This is a genomic window from Imperialibacter sp. EC-SDR9 (genome assembly GCF_902498805.1).
GTDB lineage: Bacteria > Bacteroidota > Bacteroidia > Cytophagales > Cyclobacteriaceae > Imperialibacter.
Genome location: NZ_LR701585.1, coordinates 163,417 through 170,551, shown reverse-complemented (window position 1 = coordinate 170,551; position 7,135 = coordinate 163,417). Strand labels below are relative to the sequence as shown.

Genomic DNA, 7,135 nt, shown 5'->3' with positions numbered 1-7,135 from the left:
TAGAAACTGTAAACGATGAACTCAAGAACATCTGTCAAGTCGAACATTCCAGACATAGGTCTTTCGAAAACTTCATCACCAACCTTATTTCAGGATTGATTGCCTACTCCTTCTTCCCCAAAAAGCCCGCAATCAAATATCAACCCGTCAAAACAAGCCAATTAGCCGCTTTTTAAAATCGAACTCAGGTTATGAGGAATTTTACCCCAACCATAACCACGATCTCACGCAGCATACAGAGGAGTTTATCTATCAATTGCTCAAAAGTGAATGGAATGAATTTGCAAGCCACACCCTATGCAAGGAATTGCGTCAAAGTGGACAGGAGAAGGTTTCGGAAGAAACGTTTGTCGAGAAAATAAAACTATTTCAGGCCGCCTGGAAAAACTTTGAAGTAACGAAGGAAGAAATCACAGAAGTTGATTTTAGCCTAAAGAAGAAAAAAGCCAGGGTTGTCGTCGACCTGGCTTATTCCGCATTTACTCCAAATGGCGAAAAAGTTTCTTTTGCCGGAAATGCATTGCTTGGCTTCAGGCACCAGTATGGTTACTGGTATATCAATCAAGCGCACATTCCCGGTTTTTCTGATTAACCTTACTCACTCCTCAGCGACCTGGCAGGATTGGTGAGCGCCGCCCTGCGGGCCTGATCCGAAACAATTGCCAAAGCAAAGCCAAGAGCTACAATACCAACCAACGGAAATATCCACCAGTCTATATTAGTGTGTATAGTATAACGCTCCAGGTATTTGCTTAGCAGGTACCAGGCCATTGGGGCAGACACGGCAAAAGCGATAAGCACAAGCTTGGTAAAGTCTTTGGAAATTAGTGCTACCAAACTGAACACTGAAGCGCCAAGCACTTTCCTTACCCCAATCTCCTTGATCCTCTGCTCCGCCGTGAATGAGGCAAGCCCAAACAGTCCCAACCCTGTAATGAAAATGGTAAGAAAGGAAAAGATAGTTGCCAGCCTTTGAGTCATATTGATGGTAGTGAATTTCTTCTGGAATTCCACATCGACAAAAGTGTACTCAAATGGGTAGGCGGGGTTGTGTTTGTTAAAGATGTCGCCTACCACCGCCAGCGACCCTTGCAAGTCATCCGTAGCTTTTAGCCTCACCGTAATGGCATCCGTCCAATTGGGATCCAAAATCATGAACATAGGTTTGACAGGATCGTAAGGTGAGCCCATCATCACATTGTCCACCACGCCGATCAACTTCCTTTTGCCACCCCAAAGATCCAGCGGTGTGCCCAGTGGATCTTCAAGTCCCATCAAATCAAGAGCCGCCTTGTTGATCACGATTGAAGCAGTATCTGTTGTAAATTCCTTAGAAAAATCCCTCCCCATCAGCATTTCAATGCCCATGGTCTTGGCATAGTCGTACTCGCAGGCAATCGTTGTAAAAATCACCCGTTGCGTTTCGGGCTTGCCAGGCCAGCCCAAAAAGTTATTGGAATTAATATCTGTAATGGCGCTATTAGAGCGTGTCACCGACTCTACGTAGCCGGACTGCTCCAGCTCCTCCTTGAAGATGTAGTAGTTTTTCGCTATCTCTTCATTGTTCTGAATGGTGATCAGGTTCTCCTGCTTGTAGCCCAGCTCCCGGTTCTTAGCCAGCTCAATCTGCTTGAATATCACCACTGTGCTGATCATCAGCATAATGGCAAAAGCAAATTGTATGATAACAAGTACCTTTCTTGGTGTTGCACCACTCTTACCCACAGAAAAAGACCCCTTCAGGGTGCGGACCGGGTTAAATGAAGAGAGGTAAAATGCCGGGTAGCTGCCTGAAAGTATACCTGTTACAAACACCACAACGATTGAGTAGATCCAGAACTGAGATGAAGTGAAGTCAATCACCAGTTCCTTTTCTACCAGGTTGTTGTAAGCTGGCAGCACCAAAAGAGAGATGATCACAGCGATAAAAAACGAGAGCATTGACAGAAAGAGTGACTCTCCCAGGAATTGCGCAATCAACTGCCCCTTTCTCGAGCCAAGGCTCTTTCTGATACCCACTTCCCTGGCCCGGCGTTCGGAGCGGGCGGTGGAAAGGTTCATGAAATTGATACAGGCAATAACAAGAATAAAAATAGCGATTGCTGTAAAGAGCCTCACGTAGTCGCTCATCCCACCAGTGATCTTTCCGTTTTCAAATGAGGAGTACAATCTCCACTTCAAAAGCGGGTGAAGAAACAGCTTGGTTATCAGTTCAGTCTCTCCATGCTCATAAAGCATATTTTCGATGCCTGCCACTACCTCTTCACGCTTGGTGGCATCCACTAATTCCACGTATACCTGAAACGAGTAGTTACCCCAGTTGGTCTTGTTTTCAACCACCCAGGGATTGATAGCTTCCCTGTGCTTCCAGGTCATCAGGTATTCCAACTCAAAGGAAGAGTTATTGGGTATGTCTTTGAGAATGCCGGTTACTTTCAATGAACTCTTATCGTCCACCCGAATGACCTGGCCCATTGGGTCTGCATCGCCGAAAAGTGACTTAGCCAAAGACGTTGTAATGACAATTGAAGACGGGTCGTCCAGCACAGTTGCAGCATCCCCTACCAGCAGGGGAAACTCAAACATTTCCAAAAACTCCTCCCCGACATAGTAGCCTTGCTGCATCATTCGCTTTTCTCCGACCTTAAGCAGGTGGTTGCCGCCCCAGTCGGCCACGGTGGTGTTGGCGATGCCACTGTGAGCATCCTTCAATGCTTCATAAGTCGGCAGTGGCACCGACCGCCACGAGTTGATTTTACCATCAAACTCAGCGTTTCCCCAAACCTGATACAGCCTGTCAGCCTTGGGGTGAAAGGAGTCGAACGAGGTTTCGTCGGCTACCCACAGCAAGATGAGCAGGCTGCACGTGAAACCTACCGAAAGCCCTGAAATATTAATAATCGAATAGAGACGGTTTTTGCCAAGGCTTCGAATGGCAACGATGAGGAAATTCTTAAGCATAAGATTGAGTTTTTGACCAGTACATTCCAGTGACAAAGCAAAAAGAAAAGGGTTGCAAGAGATAGCAACTTTCGTCGCTCGCCCTCTCTTCGGGCTGGAGAGAGTACTTAGGTGGGAGGAAAAGGTTACAAGCCAATTTCCCAAATAAAAGGTTGGGGTGCGATCTTTTTGTTCTATGATCGGGATATCTGTATTTTAATTTATCAATCGAATCAAATAGCCCATGCCCCACACCTACAACAAAGTATATATCCAAACTGTTTTTGCTGTAAAATTTCGGCAAGCACTTGTTCAAAAAGAATGGAGAGCTGACCTGATGGCAGTCATAGGAAACCTCATCAACGAGACGGGATGCAAGAACATAATTGTGAATGGAGTGGACGACCATGTGCACTGCTTTTTCCACTTAAAACCCTCACTTGCCATTTCTGATGTAATGAAGTCTGCCAAGGCCAAGTCATCGAAATGGATCAATGACAACAAGCTCACCCCGCAACGCTTCGAATGGCAAGGCGGCTTCGGTGCGTTTTCATACAATCAATCACAGGTGAACAATGTCTTCAACTACATCAAAAACCAGGAAGCCCATCACAACAAGCAGAGCTTCATTGAAGAATACATTGAATTTCTGGAACGATTCGAGGTTGATTATGAGAGGGAGTATTTGTTTAAGGAACCGATTTGACAGCTTGGAATAAATTCCAAGCAAGGTAGAAAACCGTGCCGATGGCACTGGCCAATTGGGGCACTATACTCAAAGCACGGTAGGTACGAGCCATTTCCCAAACCCTGGATTTACCCTGGGTTCAAAGCTGCTCAGAAAACTGTACTAATGTTACTACAACCTGGCAGGTCAATCCTCAAAGTACCGTAGGTACGACCGATCTCCGTAACCTTGGATTTATCTCAGGTTACTTCCTCCCTACTCCTCCCTCCCCTTCACCACCAAAAACCAATCGTTTTCCAGTGGCAGGTAACCATAGTCGTAGCAGTAATAGTAGATATTGCCTTTGCGGTTGGTGTAATTGTGTGTCATGTAACGAAACTGGAAGCCACCCTGTGTTAACTTGTCTCTGTGGGCCTTGGCCATCACCTCGCCCTCGGGCACGATAGCTTCTAGAAGGTTCCTGTTCTTCTTCAAAGCATTGTTGATATTCCGAACAAGGTTATTACTTGCCGACTTCGTTTGGTTATTATAAGTGTTGCGACAATAGTCATCACAAAACTTTTTATCGATTCTTCCTTGTAGTGGCTTCCCACAAGCCAGGCAAGTCTTTTCATTAGCTATTTCACTCATTTTCAATCCGTTTACCCTCAAATATAGGTGAAAATTACCCGAAAACAAACGTTTGTAAACGTTTACAAACGACTACTATCGAATGTAAACGACTAGAAACCGGCTTTCGTTTTTGGCTCCCTGCACCTTTGTATCGTCGGTTCGGCAAAAGCAACTAAGCCAACGCTCTCCGACTGAGATAAAAATTTTTAACCAAAACAATTACAGTTATGTACGCTTTAAAAAACAAAGTGCAGTTGATCGGAAACATGGGTGCCAAAGCAGAAGTGCGCACCACAGACAGTGGAAAGAAAATGGCAAGGTTTAGCCTGGCAACGAACGAGAGCTACCGCAATGCAAAAGGTGAAAAGGTTGAAGAAACACAATGGCACCAGCTGGTAGCCTGGGGCAAGCTGGCAGAAATCACAGAGAAGTATACGGACAAAGGATCGGAAATGGTTGTAGAAGGCAAGCTGGTGCATCGCAGCTACGAAGACAAAGAAGGCAACAAGAAGTACATTACCGAAATACAGGTAAATGAATTACTTCTTCTTGGCGACAGAAGCTCGTCGAAGTAATGCTATCAACTTTAAATGCTGGCCGGTCAACTGATCGGCCAGTTTCTTTTTACAACTTTCTTAACTTCACGATCTCCATGAAGAATTCAGATACATCCAATCAGCTCTTTCAATTGGCAGCTTCGTTTGTCAACCACACCAGCAGGCATTTATTCCTAACAGGAAAGGCTGGAACAGGAAAGACCACTTTTCTAAAACACATTGTAGAAACTACAGGGAAAAACTATGTAGTAGTAGCCCCCACAGGGGTGGCAGCCATCAACGCAGGCGGTGTGACCATGCATTCCTTCTTTCAGCTTCCATTCGGACCATTCCTTCCTATCAAGCGCAGCTGGACGGGGCAAGAAACCGATGGTGCTCACGACAAGCTGTCGCTGTTTCAGAAAATGAAAATGCACAGCAACAAGCGCAAGTTGATGCAAGAACTCCAGTTGCTGATCATCGACGAGGTATCGATGGTGCGGGCCGACATGCTTGATGCCATCGACCAGATTTTGCGGCACTTTCGCCGACGCTTTCACGAACCATTTGGCGGCGTGCAGGTGCTTTTGATAGGCGACCTGTATCAGCTACCACCCGTAGTGCAAGACCATGAGTGGACACTGCTCGAAGAACACTACAAAAGCCCTTTCTTCTTTGATGCACATGTGATGTCAGAAGCATCTGTATTGCGCATTGAATTGCAGAAAATTTACCGCCAAACGGAGAAAGATTTCATTGGGTTGCTCAATGGTATCAGAACCAACACTGTCACCGGAGAACAGTTGGCCTTACTCAACAGGCGTTTTCTTCCCGACTTTAGAATTCCTGAAGGAGAAAACTACATCACCCTCACCTCCCACAACCATAAAGCGCATGCCATCAATGAAGAAGAACTCTTAAAATTACCCGGCAAGACTTACAATTTCAAAGCGTCAGTAGAAGGTGAATTCAGCGACAGGGCCTACCCTGCCGACGAGGTACTGCAATTGAAAGTCGGTGCGCAGGTGATGTTCATCAGAAACGACAAGGGAGAAGAAAGGCAGTACTATAATGGTAAAATAGGCATCGTCAAAAGCATTGACGACGACAAGATCATCGTCTCTACACCAGAGGACAATTCGACAATTCGGCTGATCCAGGAAGAGTGGCAGAACATGCACTACTCTTACAACACCGAAAAGAACAGCATCGACGAAAAGATAATGGGCCGGTTCAAGCAGTACCCAGTCAGGTTGGCCTGGGCCATTACCATTCACAAGAGCCAGGGCCTGACCTTTGACAAAGCGATTATCGATGCTGGTCAGTCGTTCGCTTCCGGCCAGGTGTATGTGGCCCTCAGTCGATTAACCAATATGGAAGGCTTGGTTTTGCGCTCAGCCATTCCAGCACAAAGCATCCTCAGCGACGACAAAGTCAATGAGTTTGTTGCTCAGTCCGAAAGCGAAGAGTCGCTTTCGCCTCTACTGAAGATCGAACAAAAGGCGTTCATTGAGAATAAATTGACGACCACCTTTCAATGGCAGCCAGTTTGCCAGGAGGTGACTGATTTTTACAAAGGCTTCGACGGTCGGCAAGTGCCTAACAAAGAAGAAGCGGTGGAGCTATTCAGTAAAATGGTTCAAACCACGCTGGGTCACAAAAATGTGGCGGATAAGTTCCTGGCCCAACTTCAGGGCTTGTTACCCCACGCCGAGCAAGACAGGTACGCTGAGCTCCACGAACGCATGTCGGCTGCACAGGCTTATTTCGATAAGCGAATGGCAGAAGAAGTCTTCCAGCCCCTGAAAGCGCATATCGCTTCGATGATGAAAAAGCAGCGTATAAAAAAGTACTTGAAAGAATTACATGCACTTCAGGTACAGTTGCTCGCCAGGCAACAATTGATTGAACAGGCCCTGCTGCTAACCAAAGGGCTAAGCGAGGGAATCGACAGCAGCCAGGTTTTGCAGCAAGCAGACAAACATAGTCGGGAAGTGGTTGAGAAGCTTCCTCCTCCTCCCCGGCTGCCGAAAGCCAAGGCAGGCGACAGTAAGCAAACATCAATGGACTTGTTCAAAAAGGGCAAGTCCATTGCTGATATAGCAGAAGAAAGAGGATTGGCATTCGGCACCATCGAAGCCCACCTTATCGACTTTGTTAAAACTGGGGAGCTTTCCATTTTTGATCTGGTGCCCGTAGAAAAAGTGGAGAAAATACTCCCGTTGGTGCAAAAGTCTGAGAACTTCAGCGCCACTCCCATCAAGGTTCAGCTAGGCGATGACTACAGCTACAACGACATTCGAGCTGTTTTCAATCATTTCATCTGGAATCAAAGTCAGAATTGAGAAAAATTTGGTAT

Annotated in this window: 7 protein-coding genes; 5 read left to right on the top strand and 2 right to left on the bottom strand. The window is 46.2% G+C overall.

Annotated features, from left to right (window positions below):
- Together GC130_RS14470 and GC130_RS14465 are read left to right on the top strand one after the other, a co-directional pair.
- The coding region (locus GC130_RS14470) for a transposase (protein ID WP_304599205.1) at positions 1–176 on the top strand (176 nt) is incomplete at its 5' end.
- Between the two features lie 131 nt (positions 177–307).
- Complete coding sequence (locus tag GC130_RS14465; RefSeq protein WP_151999038.1) at positions 308–592, top strand: hypothetical protein; 285 nt, start codon at positions 308–310, stop codon at positions 590–592.
- A gap of 2 nt (positions 593–594) precedes the next feature.
- Here the strand turns inward: GC130_RS14465 and GC130_RS14460 are convergent, their stop codons facing one another.
- Positions 595–2,961 (bottom strand): ABC transporter permease, encoded by a 2,367-nt coding sequence (locus tag GC130_RS14460; protein WP_151999037.1) that lies wholly within the window; start codon positions 2,959–2,961, stop codon positions 595–597.
- Between the two features lie 223 nt (positions 2,962–3,184).
- On the opposite strand from GC130_RS14460, the gene tnpA reads away from it, so the two are divergent.
- The gene (gene tnpA / locus GC130_RS14455; protein WP_151999036.1) at positions 3,185–3,646 is read left to right on the top strand and encodes an IS200/IS605 family transposase; all 462 of its coding nucleotides are present in this window, start codon (positions 3,185–3,187) and stop codon (positions 3,644–3,646) included.
- 237 nt (positions 3,647–3,883) lie between these two features.
- On the opposite strand, the gene GC130_RS14450 is transcribed toward tnpA, so the two are convergent.
- A complete protein-coding gene (locus GC130_RS14450; RefSeq protein WP_151999035.1) occupies positions 3,884–4,258 on the bottom strand; it encodes a hypothetical protein in 375 nt (124 codons plus the stop codon).
- Positions 4,259–4,467: 209 nt separating this feature from the next.
- Between GC130_RS14450 and GC130_RS14445 the strand changes: the two genes are divergently transcribed.
- Together GC130_RS14445 and GC130_RS14440 are read left to right on the top strand one after the other, a co-directional pair.
- A complete protein-coding gene (locus tag GC130_RS14445) occupies positions 4,468–4,815 on the top strand; it encodes a single-stranded DNA-binding protein (RefSeq protein WP_151999034.1) in 348 nt (115 codons plus the stop codon).
- A gap of 77 nt (positions 4,816–4,892) precedes the next feature.
- Complete coding sequence (locus GC130_RS14440; protein WP_151999033.1) at positions 4,893–7,121, top strand: helix-turn-helix domain-containing protein; 2,229 nt, start codon at positions 4,893–4,895, stop codon at positions 7,119–7,121.
- Positions 7,122–7,135 lie beyond the last annotated feature (14 nt).

Bases quoted from the DNA above. Each gene is read 5' to 3' on its own strand.
- tnpA (WP_151999036.1), top strand. From the start codon at position 3,185: ATGCCCCACACCTACAACAAAGTATATATCCAAACTGTTTTTGCTGTA.
- GC130_RS14450 (WP_151999035.1), bottom strand. From the start codon at position 4,258: ATGAGTGAAATAGCTAATGAAAAGACTTGCCTGGCTTGTGGGAAGCCA.
- GC130_RS14440 (WP_151999033.1), top strand. From the start codon at position 4,893: ATGAAGAATTCAGATACATCCAATCAGCTCTTTCAATTGGCAGCTTCG.
- GC130_RS14460 (WP_151999037.1), bottom strand. From the start codon at position 2,961: ATGCTTAAGAATTTCCTCATCGTTGCCATTCGAAGCCTTGGCAAAAAC.
- GC130_RS14445 (WP_151999034.1), top strand. From the start codon at position 4,468: ATGTACGCTTTAAAAAACAAAGTGCAGTTGATCGGAAACATGGGTGCC.